Below are 19,275 nucleotides of genomic sequence, written 5' to 3' on the forward strand. Positions count from 1 at the left end.
TTATCTATGATTTTACATGAGGGTCCGGGTGCCCGGCGATCTCCGGCCGCTGTGCCGCCGCGCAGCGGGCCGCCGGCTTGCACCCCGGGTGGCAAGCGGGCAAAGCTCGGGCGAGAGCGAAGGAGCCCGCCCCGTGATCCGCAGACCGGCCGGTGAAACACAGCACGCCCTGATCGCCGCCGCGGTGGTGGTGACGCTGGCCGCCGCGGGCGGCGCCTTCGTCGCCACCCGCGAGACGGCGCTGACGGCCCTCGATCAGGAACTTGCCGACCGGCTGACGGTGACGCGCTATGCCGTCGTCTCCGAGATCGAGCGCTATCGTTACCTGCCCTCGGTCGTCGGGCAGGATGCGCGCATCCTGCGGCTGCTCGATGGCGGCGACGCGCGGGCGGCGGACGAGGCGAATGCCTATCTGCAGACCGTGCGCGACCTGTCGCATGTCGACGAGCTGTTCCTGCTCGACGCCTCGGGGCGCACGGTCGCGACCTCGAACTGGAACACGCCGGACAGTTTCCTGGGCCAGGTCTATGCCTTCCGCCCCTATTTCCGCGAGGCGCTGACGAGCGGCGAGGGGCGCTATTTCGCGGTCGGCGTCACCACCGGCAAGCCGGGCTATTTCCTCTCGGTGCGGATCGGGCCGGCGGCGCATCCGATCGGCGTGGCCGTGGTGAAGATCGAGATGGCCTCGCTCGAAAGCACCTGGGTGCGGGCGAACGAGGCGGTGGGGCTCGCCGATGGCTTGGGCATCGTCTTCCTCGCCGGGCGGCGCGACTGGCGCTATCGGCCGCTGCATGCGCTGTCGGAGCCGGCGGTGGCGCAGCTTGTGGCCGAGCGCCGCTATGAGGGGCTCGGCGTGGCGACGAGCGCGCCGCTGGTCGAGGGCGGGCGGCTTGTCGCGGGGGGCGAGCGGCTGCGGCTGGCGGGGCTGGGCCTCGAGCCCGACGGCTGGCAGGTGCTGGCGGCCGCGCCCGAGGCGCCGGCGACCGCGACCGCCTGGCTGGTCGCGGCGATGACGGCGCTTGGCGGGGCGCTTCTGTCGGGCGCGGGCCTGTTCTGGCGCCAGCGCCGGCAGATCGTGCGGATGCGGCTCGAGCAGGCCGATGTGCTGGAGCGCCGGGTGGCCGAGCGCACCGAGGATCTCGCGCGCGAGGTCGAGGAGCGTCGCCGCGCCGAGGAGGAGCTGCGCCGCACCCATGAAAGCCTTGTCCATGCGGCGAAACTGGCGGTTCTCGGGCGGATGTCCTCGACCATCGTGCATGAGGTGAGCCAGCCGCTCTCGGCGCTCGACAACACCCTTGCCGCGGCCGAGCTGCATCTGGCGGCAGGCGCGCAGGCGAAGGTGGAGAAAAGCCTTGCCTCGGCGCGCGGGCTGTTGCGGCGGATGCAGGAGATGGTGCGCAGTCTGAAACGCTTTGGCGCCCGCACCCGGCCCGAGCCCGCCGCGCCGGTCAGCGTGGCGGCCGCGCTCGACACCGCGCTCGAGGTGCTGGCGCCGCGGCTGCGCGAACTGGCCGTGCCGGTCACGGCGGATCTGCCCGCCGATCTGCCGCCCGTCGCCGGCAACCCCGGCCAGTTGCAGCAGGTGCTGACCAACCTCGTGCTGAACGCGGCCGAGGCGACGGCGGGGGCAGGGGGCACCGCCCCCGTCACCCTGAGCGCCGAGGTGGGGGCGGGGCGGCTGACCCTGATCCTTGCCGACCGCGGCCCCGGCATCCCCGAGGAGCTGCGCGACAAGGTCTTCGAGCCCTTCTTCACCACCCGCGTCACCGGCGAGGGGCTGGGCCTTGGCCTTGCCATCGTGCGCACGATCCTCGATCACATGGGGGCGGGGTTCAGCTTTCGCGCGCGCCCGGGCGGCGGCACGCTCACCGTGCTCGAGCTGCCGCTCTTCGCGCCCCGGGACGGAGGACAGCCATGACGCGCGGCACCATCGCCTTCATCGACGACGAGCCGCGGCTGTGCGAGGCGGCGGCTGACTGGCTCGAGGCCTCGGGTTTTGCCGTCGCCACCTTCACCGACCCGCACAAGGCGCTGGCCGCGATCGACCCGGCGGCGACCGATTGCGTGGTGACCGACCTGCGCATGCCCGGGATCGAGGGGCGCGACGTGTTGCGCCACCTGCGCGCGGCCGATCCCGATCTGCCGGTGATTTTGCTGTCCGGCCATGGCGATGTGCCGGTCGCGGTCGAGGTGATGCGTGAGGGTGCGCATGATTTCATCGAGAAACCCTATGTCGCCGAGCATCTGGTGGCGGCGATCGACCGCGCCGTCGAGCTGCGCCGGATGCGGCGCGAGGTGCGCGCGGCGCGCTGGTCCGAGATCGCCTCGGTGCGGCTGGAATCGCGGCTTGCGGGCGTGTCGCCGGCGATGGCGGCGTGTCGCGAGGCGGTGCGGGTGCTCGCCGATCTGCCGGTCGATCTGCTGATCCGCGGCGAGCCGGGGGTGGGCAAGGAAGAGATCGCGCGGGCGATGCACGACTTCGGCCGCCGCGCCCGCCGGCCCTTCGTGGTGATCGATTGCGCGCCGCGCCCCGAACAGGCCTTCGAGGCCGAGCTTCTGGGCCACGAGCGCGGCTTCGTCGCCGGCACCACCGCGGTGCGGGTCGGCAAGCTGGAACATGCGAATGGCGGCACTGTCTTCTTCGACGGCATCGAGCGGCTGAGCCCGGCGCTGCAGGCGCGGTTGCTGCGCGTGCTGCAGGACCGCACGATCGAGCGCATCGGCTCGAACGCGCCACGCCCCGTCGACATCCGGGTGATCGCCGCGACCCATGCCGAGATGGGGGTGGAGATCGCCGCCGGCCGGTTCCGCGCCGACCTCTATCACCGGCTGACGGCGATCGACCTCGCCGTGCCGCCGCTGCGCGAGCGGCGCGAGGACATCGCGCTGCTGTTCACCCGCTTCGTCGAGGACGCGGCCGAGCGCTTCGGCCGGCCGGTGCCGGTGCTGCTTGATGCCGATCTGCGGCTTCTCGAGGGGCAGGACTGGCCGGGCAACGCGGCCGAGCTGAAGGCCGCGGCCGAGCGCCATGTGCTGGGCCTGCGCCTGCCGGTCGCCGCCCCGATCCCCGAGGCCGGCACCCTGCCCGAACGCGTCGCGCGCTTCGAGGCGGAGGCGATCGCCGAGGCGCTTCGCCTGCATGACGGGCGCTCTTCGGAGGCGGCGGAAATGCTGGGCATCCCGCGCCGGACGCTGAACGAAAAGATCGCGAAATACGGATTGCGGGCGGATTGAGGTGGGCGGAAATCCGCCCGCAGACTTATCTCTGGCGATTTATTGCCCGTTTTGACGGTGGCGATCACATTTTGCTCCCGGAAAAGTGACGCAAAATCAGCCGATTGCATCATTGTGACGAATTCATTGCCGGGGTGCGAAATTTCTTTGCGCGACGGAGGCGCTCGGTCAGGCTTTCGCCCATCGAAGCCAATGCTAGGGGAGGAAATCGCATGATCGGTTTCAAGGCCAAGGTCTTTTCCGCCGCGATGACGGCAGCCGCGCTGATCGCGCCGGCGGCGCAGGCGGAATTCATCAACATCGCCACCGGCGGCACCTCGGGTGTCTATTATCCGCTCGGCGTGGCGCTGTCGGAGATCTACGGCGAGAACATTTCGGGCGCGCGCACCCAGGTGCAGGCGACCAAGGCTTCGGTCGAGAACCTGAACCTGCTCGGCGCGAAGAAGGCGGAGCTTGCCTTCGCACTTGGCGACTCGGTCAAGGCGGGGCTGGAAGGCAATGCCGAGGCGGGCTTCCCGAAGCCGCTGACCGACCTGCGCGCGCTCGCCGCGATCTATCCGAACTACATCCAGATCGTCGCCGAGAAGGATTCGGGCATCAAGACGATCTACGACCTGAAGGGCAAGACGCTCTCGGTCGGCGCGCCGGCCTCGGGCACCGAGCTCAACGCGCGCGAGATCTTCAAGGCGGCGGGCATGAGCTATGACGACCTCGGCAAGGTCGAATACCTGCCCTATGCGGAATCGGCCGAGCTGATCAAGAACCGCCAGCTGCAGGCAACGCTGCAGTCCTCGGGCCTGGGCGTCGCCTTCATCAAGGACCTCGCCTCGACCCATGACATCACCATCGTCGCGATCCCGAAGGAAGTCGTCGAGAAGATCGGCGCCCCCTATGTGCCGGCGGTGATCCCGGCGGGCACCTATCAGGGCCAGACCGAGGACATCCCGACCGCGGCCGTGGGCAACATCCTTGTGACCCGCGCGGGTGTCAGCGACGAGACCGCCTATCAGATGACCAAGCTGCTGTTCGAGAACCTGACCAAGCTCGAGGCGGCGCATTCGGCGGCGAAGAACATCAAGCTCGAGAATGCGGTCACCGGCCTCTCGATCCCGCTGCATCCGGGTTCCGAGCGCTATTACCGTGAAGTCGGCCTGATCAAGTAAACCGGGCAGGACCGGACCCCGGGCGGCGTGGCCGCCCGGACCTTCGGGCGCCCTCGGCGCCCGCTTTTCCCTTGCCCAGCCGGAGACCCCTGATGTCCGCATCCCAATCCATCCATGACACCGCACACCCCGAGCACGAAGAGGCGCTCGAGGGGCTGCCGCCCGGCTTCGGCGAGGGGCTGAGCGGCAAGATCGCGTTCTGGATCGCCTTCGCCTTCTCGCTGTTCCAGCTTTTCGTTGCCGCCTATGGCACCTTGCCGAGCCAGATCCTGCGTGCGCTGCACGTCGGCTTCCTCGTGCTTCTGGGCTGCGTCCTCATCTCGAACCTGGTGATGAAGACGAAGCTCGGCAAGATCTGGTACTGGATCGTCGGCCTCGCGGGCTTCGCGACCGGCATCTACAACTGGATCTTCTACACCGACATCATCCAGCGCACCGGCTATCTGACGACGGCCGACCTCGTCACCGGCACGGTGCTGATCGTCGTCGTCTTCATCGCCTCGCGCCAGCTGATGGGCTGGCCGCTGGCGATCATCGCCTCGCTGTTCCTGGCCTATGCCGCCTTCGGCGAATATGCGCCGGGCGTGTTCCAGACCCGCGGCTATGACTTCGCCCAGCTGGTCGAGAACTTCTCCTTCGGCACCGAAGGGATCTACGGCACGCCGATCTATGTCAGCAGCTCCTACATCTTCATCTTCGTCGTCTTCGCGGCCTTCCTCGAACGGGCGGGGATGCTGAACCTGTTCAACGACTTCGCGCTCGGCCTCGTGGGCCATCTGCGCGGCGGCCCGGCGCAGGTCGCGGTGCTGTCCTCGGCGCTGATGGGCACGATCTCGGGCTCGGGCGTGGCGAACGTCGTGGCCTCGGGTCAGTTCACCATCCCGCTGATGAAGAAATTCGGCTTCCGCTCGGCCTTTGCCGGCGGCGTCGAGGCCACCGCCTCGATGGGCGGGCAGATCATGCCGCCGGTGATGGGCGCCGTCGCCTTCATCATGGCCGAGACGCTGAACGTGCCCTATGCCGCGATCGTCAAGGCCGCGATCATCCCGGCGCTGCTCTATTTCGGCGTGGTGTTCTGGATGGTCTATCTGGAAGCCGGCCGGATGGGCCTCAAGGGCATGTCGAAGGCCGAACTGCCGAACCCCTGGACCGCGGTGAAGGAACAGTGGCCGCTGGTGCTGCCGCTTGCTGCACTGATCTACCTGCTGTTCGCGGGCTATACGCCGATCTTCGCGGGCACCATGGGCCTTGGCCTGGTCGTCGTGCTGATCCTCGGCACGCCGCTCGCCGCGCTGATCGGGCCCACCGCCTTCCGCGTGGTGTTCTGGCTGGCGCTCGGCCTCGGCTGCGCCACCTTCCTCGAGTATGGGGTGAAGGCGCTCTTCGTGGTGATCGGCGCGCTTGTCATCGCAACGATCCCGTTCAAGGGCGGGCGGCATACGCTTGCGATCGTGCGGGATGCACTGGCGCAGGGCGCGCGCAACGCGCTGCCGGTGGGCATGGCCTGTGCCATCGTCGGCATCGTCATCGGCACGCTGACGCTGACCGGCATCGCCTCCACCTTCATCGGGGCGATCATCCAGATCGGGCACAACAACCTGTTCCTGTCGCTGGTGCTGACGATGCTCACCTGCCTGGTCCTCGGCATGGGCATCCCGACGATCCCGAACTACATCATCACCTCGTCGCTTGCCGGCCCCGCGCTGCTGGAACTCGGCGTGCCGCTGATCGTCAGCCACATGTTCGTCTTCTACTTCGGCATCATGGCCGACCTGACGCCGCCCGTGGCACTGGCCTGCTTTGCCGCCGGGCCGATCGCCAAGTCGTCGGGGCTGAAGATCTCGCTGCAGGCGATCCGGATGGCGGCCGCGGGCTTCATCGTGCCGTTCATGGCGGTCTTCACCCCCTCGCTGATGCTGCAGGACGGCGGCTGGATGGCGCAGCAGTTCGGCTATCCGGTCGAGGTCGCTTATGTCGTGACGAAGACGGTAATCGCGATTGCGCTCTGGGGCCTTGCGGTGGTGGGCTATCTGAACATGCCGCTGCGCTGGTACGAGCGGGTGCTCGCGTTCGCCGGTGGCGTGTCGCTGATCGTGGCGCTGCCGATCTCGGACGAGCTGGGCTTCGGCATCACGGCGCTTGTCGCGGGGCTGATCTGGCTGCGCGGGCGCAAGGGCGCGCCGGCCGCGGCATGACGCTGTGCATCCTCGCCGGCGGCAAGGCGCTTGCCCTTGCCGTCGGCACCTTCACCCTGAGCTGGACCCATTCGGTCCAGCACACCACCTGGTGGGAACGCTGGGAGGTCACGGGCGCCGGGCTGCGCCCGGTCGAGGCCCGGGTGACGAGCGCGGGGGCGGGCATGGAAGCGCCGCCCGATGCGATCCTCGAACCCGACGGCTGGCACTATTTCCCGAAATTGCCGCTGCAGCGCGAGGTCTTCCTTGCCGCTTCGGGCGCCACGCTCGGCGGCTGGACGCTCTGCGCCGAGGGCAGCTGCCGCGAGATCGGCACGTCCGAGGGCGCGCCGATCCGGCTCTGGGTCGCGCCCGGCTGCGACGGCTGAGGCTCAGGCCGCGCGGCCGGTGACGGCGGGGGCGGTGATCTGCGCCGCCGCCTCGGCGAAAAGCGTGGCATCCGCCCCGCTCAGCCGCGCGCCAAGCCGGGCCAGCGCCGCGCTGCTGTGCCCGGGATCGGCCGGGAACCGTGCCAGTCGTGCCAGCACCGCCCGCGCCGCCCGCGCCGCGGGCACGCCCGCGGCCTCGATCTCATGCGCGCGCATCGTCGCCTGACCAAGGCCCAGAAGCGCCAGGCCGATCTCCATCGCCTCGCCGCTTGCCCGGGCCGAGCGCCCCGACAGCCGCACCAGCCGCAGCACCCGGTGATAGAGCCGCGCCCGCCACACCTGCCGGTGGCTGAGCGCCTGCGGATCGGCGGCCAGATCGCCAAGGTCGCGCCGCATCATCGCGATCAGCGTCTCCTGCCGGCGCCGCAGGCTCGTCGGATAGACGAAGCGATAGGCGATCATCGCCACCACCGGCCCGGCCAGAACCGCAAGCCCCGCCGCCAGCGAGGCGTTGAGGCTGCCGCTCAGCGGCCAGTGCGGCTGCAGCATCAGCATCAGCACCATGTTGTAGTCGAAGCTTGCCCCCACGGTGCGGCGATGGCCGACGAAGAGAGGCCCGATCAGGATGAAGGGCAGGGTCGAGAGGATCATCTGCAGCTCGCTGCCGGCGAGCGGCCACGCGAGCCAGCGGCAGGCAAGCGCACCGATCACGCCGAGGATCTGGCCGTAGAAGACGTTGCGCATCTGTGCGGTGGGGTTCTCGAAGCTCGAGAACAGCGACAGCATCACCGACAGGCCAAGCAGCATGTAGGCGCCTGCGCTCCAGCCGGTGAGCTGCCAGATCGCGCCGAAGAGCAACAGCCCGCCAAAGGCGCGCAGCCCCGCCTCGCGCGCGCCGATCCAGTCGCGGTGCAGCACGACGGGCAGGGCGGTCTCGGTCGGCGGGGTCTCGGGGCGCAGCCAGCCGTGCAGGGCGGCGGCGAGGGGCGCGAGGGTCTCGGCCAGGTCGGGTCGGCCGGCGCAGGCGCGGGTCAGCGCCTCGGCCGCGGCCTCGGGGGCATCGGCGCGCAGCAGCTGCGCCGCGCGCATCAGCTCGGCCGCGACGGCGGCGGGCAGGGTCTCGGCGGTGCGCCGCCACAAGAGCAGCGCCATCGCCGCGATCAGCACCGCGCGCACCGCCCGCACGTCGCGCCGCGAACGGAACGAGCCCGCGCCATGCGGGTCGAGCCCGTCCTCGATCGCCGACATCTCGGCCAGAAGGGCCGGCGCGCGCTCGTCGCTTGCGGGCGTCGCCGCGGCCTCGAGCAGGTCGGCGACCAGCGCGGCGAGGCGCGCGCGCAGTGCGCCGCGTGCGGCCGGCGGCGCGAAGAAGGCGCCCACCACCATCGCGGTGACGACCCCCGTCAGCACCGTCGCGAAACGGTCCGCGCCAAGGTGCAGCACCTGATCGGGGTGCGCGGCATCGAGCAGCGACACCATCGCCGCGGTATAGCCCGCAAGCACCGTGCCATAGGCGACAAAGCCGCGCTGCAGGTTGCCGATCGCGGTGCACAGCCCGACCCAGAGCGCAAGCCCGAGGACCAGCAGCGCCGGGTGGATCTCCATCGCCAGCACCAGCGCGATGCCGGCGAGCGTGCCGCTGATCGTGCCGGCGACGCGGAAGAAGCCCTTTTCCAGCAGCTGCCCGCGCGTCGGTTGCGAGGCGGCCCAGACCGCCATCGCCGACCATTGCGGATGTTCGAGCCCGAGCGCCCAGCCGATGACGAAGGCGATGCAGGCGGCGACCGCGGTGCGCCCGGCAAAGGCGGTGCGGGCGGCGTCGAAGCCATAGCGTTCGAGGGTGGCGGTCATTTCGAGGTCTCCCGGTCGAGCATGGCCTCGGTGCGGGCCTTGATCCGTTCCATCGCATCGAGCATCCGGCCGATCTCGGCCTCCTCGACATCGGCGAGCAGCTCGGTCTCGATCCGGCCGAGCTCGGTCAGGATGCGCTCGACCTCGGCGCGGCCGGCCTCGGTCAGCAGCAGCCGGCGGGCGCGGCGGTCGGCGGGGTCGACCTGACGCTCGACGAAACCGCGCTCGGCGAGCAGGTCGATCAGCCGCACGAGGCTCGAGCCGTCAAGGCCCACGCGCGCGGCCAGCTCGGTCTGGCTGATGTCGTCGCCGTGGCGGGCAAGGTTGACGAGCGGCGCCCAGGTGGCGTCGCTGAGCCCGGCCTCGGCCAGGTGCAGGTCGACGACGCGCCGCCAGGCGCGGCCGAGCGAGACGAAGAGATATCCGAAGCGGAGGCGGGGGGAATCGGGCTCGATGCGCATCGGCTGCCTGTGCCTCAAAATGATTTGCATTGCAAACTATTTTGAGGGCAAGCGATGTGGTCGAGGCCGGAACGGGCAGGGGCCGGGCATCGCTGCCCGGCCCCCTTCGGGTTTCCGTCCTGGCCGCAGGCCTCAGCGTGCGGCGAGCAGTGCCTTGCGGCGCTCGACCCGGGCGCGGATCGCGGCGATGTCGGTGACCGGCGTCGCGGCAAACAGCTGCTGGGTGTAGGGGTGGCGCGGGTTCGAGAAGATCTCGTCGCGCGTGCCCTGTTCCACCACGTCGCCCTTGTGCATCACCATCACGTCGTCGGCGATGTAGCGCACCACCGACAGGTCATGGCTGATGAAGACATAGGTCAGGCCGAATTCTTCCTGCAGATCGGCGAGCAGGTTCAGCACCTGCGCCTGCACGGAAAGGTCGAGCGCCGAGACCGGCTCGTCGAGCACCAGAAGCGCCGGGTTCAGCATCAGCGCGCGGGCGATGGCGATGCGCTGCCGCTGCCCGCCCGAGAACATGTGCGGGTAGCGGTTGAAATGCTCGGGCGCGAGGCCGACCTTGACCAGCATCGCCTCGGCGCGGGCGCGCCGCTCGGCCGCAGGCAGCGTGGTGTTCAGCAGCAAGGGCTCCATCAGCACGTCGCCGATCTTCTGGCGCGGGTTGAGGCTGCCATAGGGGTTCTGGAACACCATCTGCACCTTCGAGCGCAGGGCATGGTCAGGCTTGCGCCGCGCGATGTCGACCGCCTCGCCGGCGATCTTCAGCACGCCGCCCGACTGGTGGTCGATCAGCGCGATGATCCGGGCGAGCGTCGACTTGCCGGATCCCGACTCGCCCACGATGGCCAGGGTCTTGCCCTTTTCCACCGCGAAGGAGGCGCCCTTGACCGCGCGCAGCGTCCGGGCCTTGCCGAACATGCCGCCCGGGATCAGGTAGTCCTGGGTGAGGGCCACGCCCTCGACGACGATCTCGGTCATTGCACGCCCTCCGCACCGAAGAAGTCCGACACCGTGGGCAGCCGGTCGCCCGTGGCGTTCTCGGGCAGCGCCGAGAGCAGCGCCCGGGTATAGGCGCTTTGCGGTGCCTCGAAGAGGGTGAGCACGTCGGCCTCCTCCATCTTCCGGCCCTTGTACTGCACCACGACCCGGTCGGCGGTTTCCGCCACCACGCCCATGTCATGGGTGATGAGGATCAGCGCCATGCCGTAATCCTCCTGCAGCTTCATCAGCAGGTCGAGGATCTGCTTCTGGATCGTCACGTCGAGCGCGGTGGTCGGCTCGTCGGCGATCAGCAGGCGCGGATTGGTGGCGATCGCCATCGCGATCATCACGCGCTGGCACTGGCCGCCCGACATCTGGTGCGGGTAGGCGTGGATCTTCACCTCGGGTTCCGGGATGCCGACGGCACGGAAGAGTTCGAGCGCGCGTTCATGCGCCGCGTGCCGCTTGAGGCCGAGGTTCAGCCGCAGCACTTCCTCGATCTGGAAGCCGACGGTGAAGGAGGGGTTGAGCGACGCGATCGGCTCCTGGAAGATCATCGTGATCTCGCGGCCGATGACCTGGCGGCGCTCGGCCGGGGTCATGTGCAGCAGGTCGTGGCCGTCGAAGGTCATCTCGTCGGCGGTGACGGTGGCGGTGTCGGGCAGAAGCCCCATCATCGCCAGCATCGAGACCGACTTGCCCGAGCCGGATTCGCCGACGATCGCCAGCACCTCGCGGGCATCGACGCGCACGTCGATGCCGTCGACGGCGGTGAAGCTGCCGGTCGAGGTGGCGAAGCGGACGGTGAGGTTGCGGATGGTCAGGAGTGCCATGGAGACCTCAGCTCTTCTTTAGTTTCGGGTCGAGCGCGTCGCGCAGGCCGTCGCCCATCAGGTTGATCGCCAGCACCGAGATCAGGATGGCAAGACCGGGGAAGGTGACGACCCACCAGGCGCGCAGGATGAACTCGCGCGCCTCGGCGAGCATCGTGCCCCATTCCGAGGCGGGCGGCTGTGCCCCCATGCCGAGGAAGCCAAGCGCGGCCGCATCCAGCACCGCCGAGGAGAAGCTCAGCGTCGCCTGCACGATCAGCGGCGCCAGGCAGTTCGGCAGGATGGTCTTGAACATCAGCCGCATGTTGCCGGCGCCGGCAACGCGCGCGGCGGTGACATATTCGCGTTCCTTCTCGCCCATCACCGCGGCGCGGGTCAGGCGGGCGAAATGTGGCTGGTAGACGATCGCGATGGCGATCATCGCGTTCAGCAGCCCCGGCCCGAGGATCGCGACCAGCACCAGCGCCAGCAGCAGCGAGGGGAAGGCGAGGATCACGTCCATCACCCGCATGATGACGGTATCGACCCAGCCGCCGTAGAAGCCCGCGACCATGCCGATCACGATGCCGCCGACGAGCGCGATGGAGACCACGACGATGCCGATGAAGAGCGAATATTGCGCGCCGTAGATCAGTCGCGAGAGCATGTCGCGGCCGACCGCATCGGTGCCGAGCAGGAAGTCGGCGCGGCCGCCCTCCTGCCAGACCGGCGGCACCAGCAGCGCATCGCGGTATTGCTGGGTCGGGTCATGCGGTGCGATCACCGCGGCAAGGACCGCGGCCAGGACGAGCAGCACGAAGACGATCATCCCCGCGACCGCGCCCTTGTTCTGTTTGAAGTGGAACCAGAAATCCGCAAGCATCCGGCGCCGGATTGCGGCGTCGCTCAGCTTCACGGCCGGGGTGTTGGTGACGGTCTCGGTCATTTGTGGCGGATCCTCGGGTTGATCAGGCCATAGGTCAGGTCGACGAGCAGGTTCACCAGCATCACGATGGCGGCGATCATCAGCAGGCCCGACTGCACCACCGGATAGTCGCGGCGCGAGATCGAATCGATCATCCACTTGCCGATCCCCGGCCAGGAGAAGATCGTCTCGGTCAGGATCGCGCCGGCAAGCAGCACGCCCACCTGCAGCCCGATCGTGGTGATCACCGGGATCATCGCGTTGCGCAGCGCATGCACCATCACGACGCGCGAATAGGGCATGCCTTTCGCCTTCGCGGTGCGCACGTAATCCTCGCCCATCACCTCGAGCATCGCCGAGCGGGTCTGCCGCGCGATCACCGCAAGCGGGATCGTGGCCAGCACCACCGAGGGCAGGATCAGATGGCTGAGCGCGGAGACGAACGCGCCCTTCTGCCCCGACAGCAGGCTGTCGATCAGCATGAAGCCGGTGACCTGCGGGAAGAAGAACATCAGCGAGATCCGCCCCGACACCGGCGTCCATTGCAGGATGCCCGAGAACAGGATGATGAGCAGCAGACCCCACCAGAAGATCGGCATCGAGAAGCCGACGAGCGCGGCCGTCATCGACACCTGGTCGAACCACGAACCGCGCTTGATCGCGGCGAGCACCCCCACCGGCACGCCGACGAGGGTCGCGATGATGATCGCCACGATGCCGAGCTCGACGGTGGCGGGGAAGAGGGTCAGGAACTCGCCCAGAACCGGCTTCTTCGTCACCAGCGAATTGCCGAGGTCGCCATGCAGAAGCCGCGTCAGGAAGTCGAAATACTGTGCCCAGACAGGCTTGTCGAAGCCGAGCTGGTGGGCAAGTTCGGCGTGGCGTTCGGGCGTCAGCCCGCGCTCGCCGGCCATCAGCAGCACCGGGTCACCGGGCAGCACACGGACGAAACCGAAAGCGACGATCGTGATCCCGAGGAAGGTCGGGACCAGATAGAGCAGCTTGGTGAGAAGGAAGCGTATCATGCGTTATATCCTCGACGGGCGCGCAAGGGGTTTTGCCCCTGCGCGCCCGCCTGTGATGTCAGCCGAGGATCACTCGGTGATGTCGACGTTTTCGAAGGTGAAGTCGCCCAGCGGGCTCATCGTGAAGCCGGTCACGTTCTTGCGCATCGGTACGAACTGGGTCGAGTGCGCGAGCGTGTCCCACGGCGCCTGCTCCTTGAAGATGACCTGCGCCTGCTCGTAGAGCTTGGTGCGCTCGGCCACGTCCGAGGTCTTCTTGGCCTGGGTCAGCAGGTCCGAGAACTCCTGGTTGCACCAGAAGGCGCGGTTCGCACCGCCGGCCTTGGCGCCGGCGCAGGACAGCAGCACCGACAGGAAGTTGTCCGGGTCGCCGTTGTCGCCGGTCCAGCCGAGGATGACGGCGCCGTCGCGGCCCTCTTCCATCGACTTCTTCAGGTATTCGCCCCATTCGTAGGAGACGATCTCGGCCTTGACGCCGACCTTGGCGAGGTCGGACTGCATCAGCTCGGCGGTGCGGCGCGCGTTCGGCATGTAGGGACGCTGCACCGGCATCGCCCAGATCTTCATCGACAGATCCTTGACGCCGGCGTCGGCGAGCATCTTCTTCGCCGCTTCCGGATCGTAGGCGTCGTCCTGCACGGCGTCGTTGTACGACCACATGGTCGGCGGGATCGGGTTCTTGGCGACCTGGCCGGCGCCCTGGAACACGGCGTCGATGATCGCCTGCTTGTTGATCGCCATGTTCAGCGCCTTGCGCACCTCGACCTTGTCGAAGGGGGCAACGGTGGTGTTGTAGGCGAGATAGGCGACGTTCAGGCCCGGCAGCTCGTCAAGCTTGAGGTTCGGGTCGGCCTTGATCGTGGCGAGGTCGGCCGGCGCCGGATAGGGCATCAGCTGGCATTCGTTCGCCTTCAGCTTCTGCAGGCGGACCGAGGCGTCGGGCGTGATCGCGAAGACGAGGTCGTCGATCTTCGGCGCCTCGCCCCAGTAGTCGGGGTTTTTCTGGAAGCGGATCACCGCGTCCTTCTGATAGGCGACGAACTTGAACGGGCCGGTGCCGATCGGCTTGTTGTTGAAGTCTTCCTTGGTGCCGGCCTTGGCCAGCGTGTCGGCGTATTCCTGCGACACGATGCGCATGAAGGGCATCGCAAGGTTGGCGATGAAGGGCGCCTCGGGGTGGTTCAGGGTGATCTTGACGGTCAGGTCATCGACCTTCTCGACCGATTTCACCAGATCGGGCATCTCCATCGAGGTGTAATACTCGTAAGTGATGCCGGGGATGTATTCGTGCCACGGGTTCGTCGCATCGCCCTGACGGACGAAGGAGAAGACCACGTCATCGGCGGTCAGCTCGCGGGTGGGCGTGAAGACGTCGTTCGACTGCCATTTCACGCCCTTGCGCAGGTGGAAGGTGTAGACGGTGCCGTCTTCCGAAACGTCCCAGCTCTCGGCGAGCGCGGGCACGACCTCGGTGGTGCCGGACTTGAACTCGACCAGGCCGTTGTAGACCGGGTGCGCCGAGGCGTCGAAGGTGGTGCCGGCGGTGTAGGGCGCCGGGTCGAAGCCCTCGGGCGAGGCTTCCGAGCAGTAGACGAAGGTCTTCGCCAGCGCCGGGGCCGCCGACATCAGCGCAAGCGCCGAGGCGGCCAGAAGGCTGCGGGAGAGGAGTTTCATGGGTGCTTCCTTTCACTCACTGTTGTTAGTGATTCGACATGCCGTTGTGATCCGGCAGTTTTTTCAAGGCGTTGCGGGTATTCTGCCGATGTCGCAAATTTGACCGCTCGTTCGAAAATCACAATATCGCGTTGCCGGTGCAATGGGCAACCCGACGTCAGTAAAGCCGATTCAGAACGGCGCGTCGAGGGTCATGGCCGGCGGGCAGAACCAGTGCGGGCCATCCTCGCCCATGTGCACGATATCCTCGAGCCGCACGCCGCATTCTCCATAGACGCACAGCATCGGCTCGATCGAGAACACCATGCCGGGGGCGAGGGGCGTCACATTGCCGCGCACGATGAACGGGTCCTCGTGGATGTCGAGGCCAAGCCCGTGGCCGGTGCGGTGCGGCAGGCCGGGCACGGCATAGTCGGGGCCATAGCCATCCGCGGCAAGCGAGGCGCGGGCGGCGGCATCGACCGCCTCGCAGGGCGTGCCGAGCCGTGCCGCCGCGAAGGCCGCGGCATGGGCGCGCCGCTCGGCGTTCCAGATCGCGCGCTGGCGCTCGGTTGGCGTGCCGAAGACATAGGTGCGGGTGATGTCCGAGCGATAGCCGTCGTTCAGGATGCCGCCGAGGTCGACCAGAACCATGTCGCCCTCCTTCAGCACCTGCGGATAGGGCACGCCATGCGGATAGGCCGTCGCCTCGCCGAACTGCACCGCGACGAAAAGCGGCGCGAGCCCCATCCGGCGGTGCGCCTCGTCGACGAAATCGCACAGCTCGGTGGTGGTGAGCCCGGGGCGCAGCAGGTCGTGCACGGTCTTCTGCAACCGCCAGCTCGCGTCCATCGCGGTCTGGATGATGGCGATCTCGGCCGCCGATTTCACCTGCCGCTGTGCCGCGATCATCGCCTCGGCCGGCACCACCGCACCCGCCATCGCCGCGCTCAGCCGGCCGGCAAAGCGGAAGGGCGTCGCCGGATCAAGCGCCAGCCCCGCGCCGGGGGCGGCGAGCTGACCCAGACGGGTGCCGATCATCGCGCAGGGGTCTTCGTGTTCCTCCCAGGGCAGGATCTCGCCGCCGATGCGCAGCATCGTCTCGAGCTTCGGCACCTCGAACTGCGGGCTGACATAGATCGGCGCGCCCTCGGCCGGGATCAGCGCGCCATGCACGCGTTCCGACAGCCCGATCGACAGACCGGTGTAATAGCGTAGCGAGGACGAGGCATCGAGCCAGGCGGCCTTCACCCCCTCGGCGCGCAGCCGCGCCTGCAGCCCCGACAGCCGCGCCGTCAGCTCCGCGTCGCCGATCGCCGGCGCGCTGACCTTCTCGAACCCGTCGAGAGCCTTGTCGAAATCATCCATCATCCACGTCCTTCTTCCGGCCGCGGCAGGTGTCCTGCCCCGCCCGCGGCTTGCGCGCGCGAGGATGGGCCTTGGCCGGGCGATGGTCCAGCCCTGACGCGATCGGGGGGGCAAGGCGGGGCGTTGCCGCGGCGATCCATGCGTTTTACACATGGTGTGCCGCGGAAAGAACGGTCGAACCCCGGGCCCGGCGGCGCTAGGTAGGGGACGGGGTGCCGCGACGGCATCGCGACGGAGACGGGAGAGCGGAATGGAGATGCGGGCAGAGGCGCCGCTGCGGGGCCTCAAGGTGGTGGAGCTGGCGCGGATCCTGGCGGGGCCGTGGATCGGGCAGGTGCTGTCGGACCTCGGCGCCGAGGTGATCAAGGTCGAGGCGCCCGAGGGCGACGACACCCGCCGCTGGGGCCCGCCTTTCGTCGAGCGCCCGCGCCCCGATGGCACGACCGAGACGGTGGCGGCCTATTACCACGCGGCGAACCGCGGCAAGCGCTCGGTCACCTGCGACTTCTCGAGCCCGGAAGACCTGAAGAAGGTCAAGGGCTTGATCGCCGAAGCTGATGTTCTGCTCGAAAACTTCAAGGTCGGCGGTCTGGCGAAATTCGGCCTCGATTACGCCAGCTGCGCGGCGCTGAACCCGCGCCTCGTTTATGCCTCGGTCACCGGCTTCGGCCAGACCGGGCCGCGGGCGAAACAGCCGGGCTATGACTTCCTCGTGCAGGGCATGTGCGGGATCATGGACCTGACCGGCGCAAAGGGCGGCGAGCCGCAGAAGGTGGGCGTCGCCTGGATCGACATCTTCACCGGGCTTTACGGCGTGATCGGCGTGCAGGCGGCGCTGGCCGAGCGGGAGCGCTCGGGTCAGGGCCAGCATGTCGATCTGTCGCTGCTCGACGTCGGCGTCGGCGTGCTGGCGAACCAGGCGATGAACTATCTGCTCGGCGGGGTGGTGCCGCATCGGCTGGGCAATGCCCACCCCTCGATCGTGCCCTATTCGGTCTTCCCCTCGGAAGACGGGCATTTCATCATCGCCTGCGGCAATGACCGGCAATTCCGCGCGCTGTGCGGCATTCTGGGGATGAGCGAATGCGACGATCCCGATTTCGCCACCAACCCGGCCCGGGTCGTGCGCCGCGACGAGATCTGCGCCCGCATCGCCGCGCGCACCGCGCTGCGCCCGAAGGCCGAGCTGATCGCGGCGATGGAGGCGGCGGGCGTGCCCGGCGGGCCGATCAACGACGTCTCCGAGGCGCTGGCCGAGCCGCAGGTGACGGCGCGGGCCATGCAGATCGCGCCCGAGGGCATTGCCGGTCTGCGCACGCCGATCGTCTTCTCGCGCTCGCCGCTGGCGCTCGATCACGCGAGCCCGGCGCTTGGTGACGGGGAATGGCACTTTTCCGTCGGTTGAGGCGTTGCACTTGCGCGCCGGCCCCCGCATATCTCGCGCGACCAAGCGCGTGAGGGGCCGGTGGCCGGGGAACTGAGTTTCGAATTCGATCGGGGGCCGGGCGGGGCTGGCGCGCGCTTTGCCGCGCCGCGCCGGGTGATCCGGGCCGAGGCCCCCGAAGACCTTGCCGCGGCCTTCGAGGCGATCGAGCGGGCGCGGGCGGACGGGCTGTGGCTGGCGGGGGTGTTCAGCTATGAGCTGGGCTATTGCCTGATCGGGCGGCTCGCCCCGCTGCTGCCCGCAGACCGCCCCCTGCCGCTGCTGCTCGTCGGCGCCTATGACGCGCCCGGGCGCCCGCGTCCGGCGGTCGAGCCCGCGGCCGAGGTGCCGGCCTTCGTCCCGGCGATCACACCCGCGGCCTATGCGGCGGCCTTCGACCGGGTGCAGGACTATATCTCGGCGGGCGACGTCTATCAGATCAACCTGACCTTCCCGCTGCACGCGCCCTGCGCCACCGATCCGCGCGCGCTCTATGCCCGGCTGCAGGCGAGCCAGCCGGTGGGCCATGGCTGTCTGGTCGAGGCTGACGATTTCGCGCTGCTGTCGCGCTCGCCTGAGCTCTTCTTCGCCGTCGATGCGCGGGGCCGGGCCGAGGTGAGGCCGATGAAGGGCACGGTGGCGCGCGGGGCGACGCCCGAGGCCGACCGGGCTGCGGCGGCGTGGCTGCGCGGCTCGGACAAGAACCGGGCCGAGAACCTGATGATCGTCGATCTTCTGCGCAACGACCTGAGCCGGATCGCGCATCCGGGCACGGTGAAGGTGCCGCGGCTCTTCGAGATCGAAAGCTATGCGACAGTGCATCAGATGACCTCGACCGTCACCGCGGATCTGGTCGAAAATCTCGACTTTGCAAGGATTTGCGCGGCGCTCTTCCCATGCGGATCGGTGACCGGTGCGCCGAAGATCCGGGCGATGGAGATCATCCGCGAGCTCGAGACCGGCCCGCGCGGCGCCTATTGCGGGGCGATCGGCTGGATCGCGCCCTCGGGGGCGATGGAATTCAACGTGGCGATCCGCACCGTGATGGTGCGGGATGGGCAGGCGGTGCTGAATGTCGGCGGCGGCGTGGTGCATGACAGCCGCGGCCCCGAGGAATGGGAGGAAGCGCTGTGCAAGGCGGCCTTCGTGAACGCGCCCCTGCCGGGCTGAGGCTGATCGAGACGCTCCGCTGGGAGCCCGCGACCGGCGCCGCGCGCCGCGCGCGCCACCTGGCGCGGCTCGATGCCGGCTGTGCGGCGCTTGGCATTTCGCGGCTGCCGGGCGAGGCCGAGGCGCGGCTCGATGCCGTGACCGGGCCGACGGCCCTGCGGCTGCGGCTGACGGTGGGGCTTGATGGTCGGGCGGAGCTGACGCAGGCGCCCCTGCCGGCCGCGAAACCGCTCTGGCGCGTGGCGATTGCGCCGGCGCGGGTCGACAGCGCCTCGCCCTGGCTGCGGCTGAAAACGACCGAGCGGGCGCTTTATGACACGGCGCGCGCCGCGCTACCCGAGGGGGTGGACGAGCTGATCTTCCTCAACGAGCGCGGCGAGCTGGCCGAGGGCACGATCACCAATCTCTTCGTCGCGCGCGGCGATGGGCTGCTGACCCCGCCGCTCGCCGCGGGCTGCCTGCCCGGCGTGCTGCGCGCCGAGCTGCTGGACGAGGGCCGTGCGCGCGAGGCGACGCTGCATCTCGACGACCTGAGCGAGGGGCTGTTCCTCGGCAATGCGCTGCGCGGACTGATCCCGGCCACGCTTGCGTGAGGCCCTTTCCTCTGCAGGCGCACTGTGGCACGGTCGCGCCCGCGAACGAGGGCAAG

Annotated in this window: 16 protein-coding genes; 8 read left to right on the plus strand and 8 right to left on the minus strand. The window is 68.9% G+C overall.

From position 1 onward, the window contains the following. Window positions 1–133: 133 nt before the first annotated feature. From DYS74_RS09055 to DYS74_RS09075, 5 genes are all read left to right on the plus strand, one after another. Window positions 134–1,918 carry an ATP-binding protein gene (locus DYS74_RS09055; protein ID WP_245965245.1) on the plus strand — a complete coding sequence of 595 codons (1,785 nt, stop codon included), beginning with the start codon at window positions 134–136 and terminating at the stop codon, window positions 1,916–1,918. Then, window positions 1,915–3,234, plus strand: a complete 1,320-nt coding sequence (locus DYS74_RS09060) for a sigma-54-dependent transcriptional regulator (RefSeq protein WP_121533038.1) — start codon at window positions 1,915–1,917, stop codon at window positions 3,232–3,234. Before DYS74_RS09055 ends, DYS74_RS09060 begins: the two co-directional genes overlap by 4 nt. Window positions 3,235–3,446: 212 nt before the next feature. Next, window positions 3,447–4,397, plus strand: coding sequence for a TAXI family TRAP transporter solute-binding subunit (locus DYS74_RS09065; RefSeq protein WP_121533040.1), 951 nt, complete (start codon window positions 3,447–3,449; stop codon window positions 4,395–4,397). Window positions 4,398–4,489: 92 nt separating this feature from the next. Beyond that, window positions 4,490–6,592, plus strand: coding sequence for a TRAP transporter permease (locus tag DYS74_RS09070; RefSeq protein ID WP_121533042.1), 2,103 nt, complete (start codon window positions 4,490–4,492; stop codon window positions 6,590–6,592). Continuing rightward, window positions 6,589–6,960 (plus strand): DUF1850 domain-containing protein, encoded by a 372-nt coding sequence (locus tag DYS74_RS09075; RefSeq protein WP_121533044.1) that lies wholly within the window; start codon window positions 6,589–6,591, stop codon window positions 6,958–6,960. The genes DYS74_RS09070 and DYS74_RS09075 overlap by 4 nt, the downstream gene beginning before the upstream one ends. 3 nt (window positions 6,961–6,963) lie before the next feature. Here the strand turns inward: DYS74_RS09075 and DYS74_RS09080 are convergent, their stop codons facing one another. The 8 genes from DYS74_RS09080 to DYS74_RS09115 all read right to left on the minus strand — a co-directional run bounded on the left by DYS74_RS09080 (window position 6,964) and on the right by DYS74_RS09115 (window position 16,033). Beyond that, window positions 6,964–8,811, minus strand: a complete 1,848-nt coding sequence (locus DYS74_RS09080) for an FUSC family protein (protein ID WP_121533046.1) — start codon at window positions 8,809–8,811, stop codon at window positions 6,964–6,966. Further along, window positions 8,808–9,272, minus strand: coding sequence for a MarR family winged helix-turn-helix transcriptional regulator (locus DYS74_RS09085; RefSeq protein ID WP_121533048.1), 465 nt, complete (start codon window positions 9,270–9,272; stop codon window positions 8,808–8,810). The genes DYS74_RS09080 and DYS74_RS09085 overlap by 4 nt, the downstream gene beginning before the upstream one ends. Window positions 9,273–9,404: 132 nt before the next feature. After that, window positions 9,405–10,247 carry a dipeptide ABC transporter ATP-binding protein gene (locus DYS74_RS09090; RefSeq protein ID WP_121533050.1) on the minus strand — a complete coding sequence of 281 codons (843 nt, stop codon included), beginning with the start codon at window positions 10,245–10,247 and terminating at the stop codon, window positions 9,405–9,407. After that, window positions 10,244–11,083 (minus strand): ABC transporter ATP-binding protein, encoded by an 840-nt coding sequence (locus tag DYS74_RS09095; protein ID WP_121533052.1) that lies wholly within the window; start codon window positions 11,081–11,083, stop codon window positions 10,244–10,246. The genes DYS74_RS09090 and DYS74_RS09095 overlap by 4 nt, the downstream gene beginning before the upstream one ends. A gap of 7 nt (window positions 11,084–11,090) precedes the next feature. After that, window positions 11,091–11,945 (minus strand): ABC transporter permease subunit, encoded by an 855-nt coding sequence (locus DYS74_RS09100; RefSeq protein WP_394342952.1) that lies wholly within the window; start codon window positions 11,943–11,945, stop codon window positions 11,091–11,093. Between the two features lie 59 nt (window positions 11,946–12,004). Continuing rightward, window positions 12,005–13,012, minus strand: a complete 1,008-nt coding sequence (locus DYS74_RS09105; RefSeq protein ID WP_121533055.1) for an ABC transporter permease subunit — start codon at window positions 13,010–13,012, stop codon at window positions 12,005–12,007. A 69-nt stretch (window positions 13,013–13,081) separates the two neighbouring features. Next, window positions 13,082–14,686: an ABC transporter substrate-binding protein gene (locus DYS74_RS09110; RefSeq protein ID WP_121533057.1), complete on the minus strand. Its 1,605-nt coding sequence runs from the start codon at window positions 14,684–14,686 to the stop codon at window positions 13,082–13,084. Window positions 14,687–14,857: 171 nt separating this feature from the next. After that, window positions 14,858–16,033, minus strand: coding sequence for a M24 family metallopeptidase (locus DYS74_RS09115; RefSeq protein ID WP_121533059.1), 1,176 nt, complete (start codon window positions 16,031–16,033; stop codon window positions 14,858–14,860). A gap of 256 nt (window positions 16,034–16,289) precedes the next feature. On the opposite strand from DYS74_RS09115, the gene DYS74_RS09120 reads away from it, so the two are divergent. Genes DYS74_RS09120 through DYS74_RS09130 form a run of 3 tightly spaced genes read left to right on the plus strand, consistent with a single transcriptional unit; the run spans window position 16,290 to window position 19,219 of the window. Next, window positions 16,290–17,438 carry a CaiB/BaiF CoA transferase family protein gene (locus tag DYS74_RS09120; protein ID WP_121533361.1) on the plus strand — a complete coding sequence of 383 codons (1,149 nt, stop codon included), beginning with the start codon at window positions 16,290–16,292 and terminating at the stop codon, window positions 17,436–17,438. 60 nt (window positions 17,439–17,498) lie between these two features. Then, window positions 17,499–18,626: an aminodeoxychorismate synthase component I gene (locus tag DYS74_RS09125; protein ID WP_245965246.1), complete on the plus strand. Its 1,128-nt coding sequence runs from the start codon at window positions 17,499–17,501 to the stop codon at window positions 18,624–18,626. Continuing rightward, window positions 18,587–19,219 (plus strand): aminotransferase class IV, encoded by a 633-nt coding sequence (locus tag DYS74_RS09130; RefSeq protein WP_342769157.1) that lies wholly within the window; start codon window positions 18,587–18,589, stop codon window positions 19,217–19,219. Before DYS74_RS09125 ends, DYS74_RS09130 begins: the two co-directional genes overlap by 40 nt. Window positions 19,220–19,275: the final 56 nt, after the last annotated feature.

The sequence above is a fragment of the Paenirhodobacter hankyongi genome (assembly GCF_003664585.1).
In the GTDB taxonomy this organism is placed as follows: Bacteria; Pseudomonadota; Alphaproteobacteria; order Rhodobacterales; family Rhodobacteraceae; genus Rhodobacter; species Rhodobacter hankyongi.

Bases quoted from the DNA above. Each gene is read 5' to 3' on its own strand.
- DYS74_RS09060 (WP_121533038.1), top strand. From the start codon at position 1,915: ATGACGCGCGGCACCATCGCCTTCATCGACGACGAGCCGCGGCTGTGC.
- DYS74_RS09065 (WP_121533040.1), top strand. From the start codon at position 3,447: ATGATCGGTTTCAAGGCCAAGGTCTTTTCCGCCGCGATGACGGCAGCC.
- DYS74_RS09070 (WP_121533042.1), top strand. From the start codon at position 4,490: ATGTCCGCATCCCAATCCATCCATGACACCGCACACCCCGAGCACGAA.
- DYS74_RS09075 (WP_121533044.1), top strand. From the start codon at position 6,589: ATGACGCTGTGCATCCTCGCCGGCGGCAAGGCGCTTGCCCTTGCCGTC.
- DYS74_RS09080 (WP_121533046.1), bottom strand. From the start codon at position 8,811: ATGACCGCCACCCTCGAACGCTATGGCTTCGACGCCGCCCGCACCGCC.
- DYS74_RS09085 (WP_121533048.1), bottom strand. From the start codon at position 9,272: ATGCGCATCGAGCCCGATTCCCCCCGCCTCCGCTTCGGATATCTCTTC.
- DYS74_RS09090 (WP_121533050.1), bottom strand. From the start codon at position 10,247: ATGACCGAGATCGTCGTCGAGGGCGTGGCCCTCACCCAGGACTACCTG.
- DYS74_RS09095 (WP_121533052.1), bottom strand. From the start codon at position 11,083: ATGGCACTCCTGACCATCCGCAACCTCACCGTCCGCTTCGCCACCTCG.
- DYS74_RS09100 (WP_394342952.1), bottom strand. From the start codon at position 11,945: ATGCTTGCGGATTTCTGGTTCCACTTCAAACAGAACAAGGGCGCGGTC.
- DYS74_RS09105 (WP_121533055.1), bottom strand. From the start codon at position 13,012: ATGATACGCTTCCTTCTCACCAAGCTGCTCTATCTGGTCCCGACCTTC.
- DYS74_RS09110 (WP_121533057.1), bottom strand. From the start codon at position 14,686: ATGAAACTCCTCTCCCGCAGCCTTCTGGCCGCCTCGGCGCTTGCGCTG.
- DYS74_RS09115 (WP_121533059.1), bottom strand. From the start codon at position 16,033: ATGGATGATTTCGACAAGGCTCTCGACGGGTTCGAGAAGGTCAGCGCG.
- DYS74_RS09120 (WP_121533361.1), top strand. From the start codon at position 16,290: ATGCGGGCAGAGGCGCCGCTGCGGGGCCTCAAGGTGGTGGAGCTGGCG.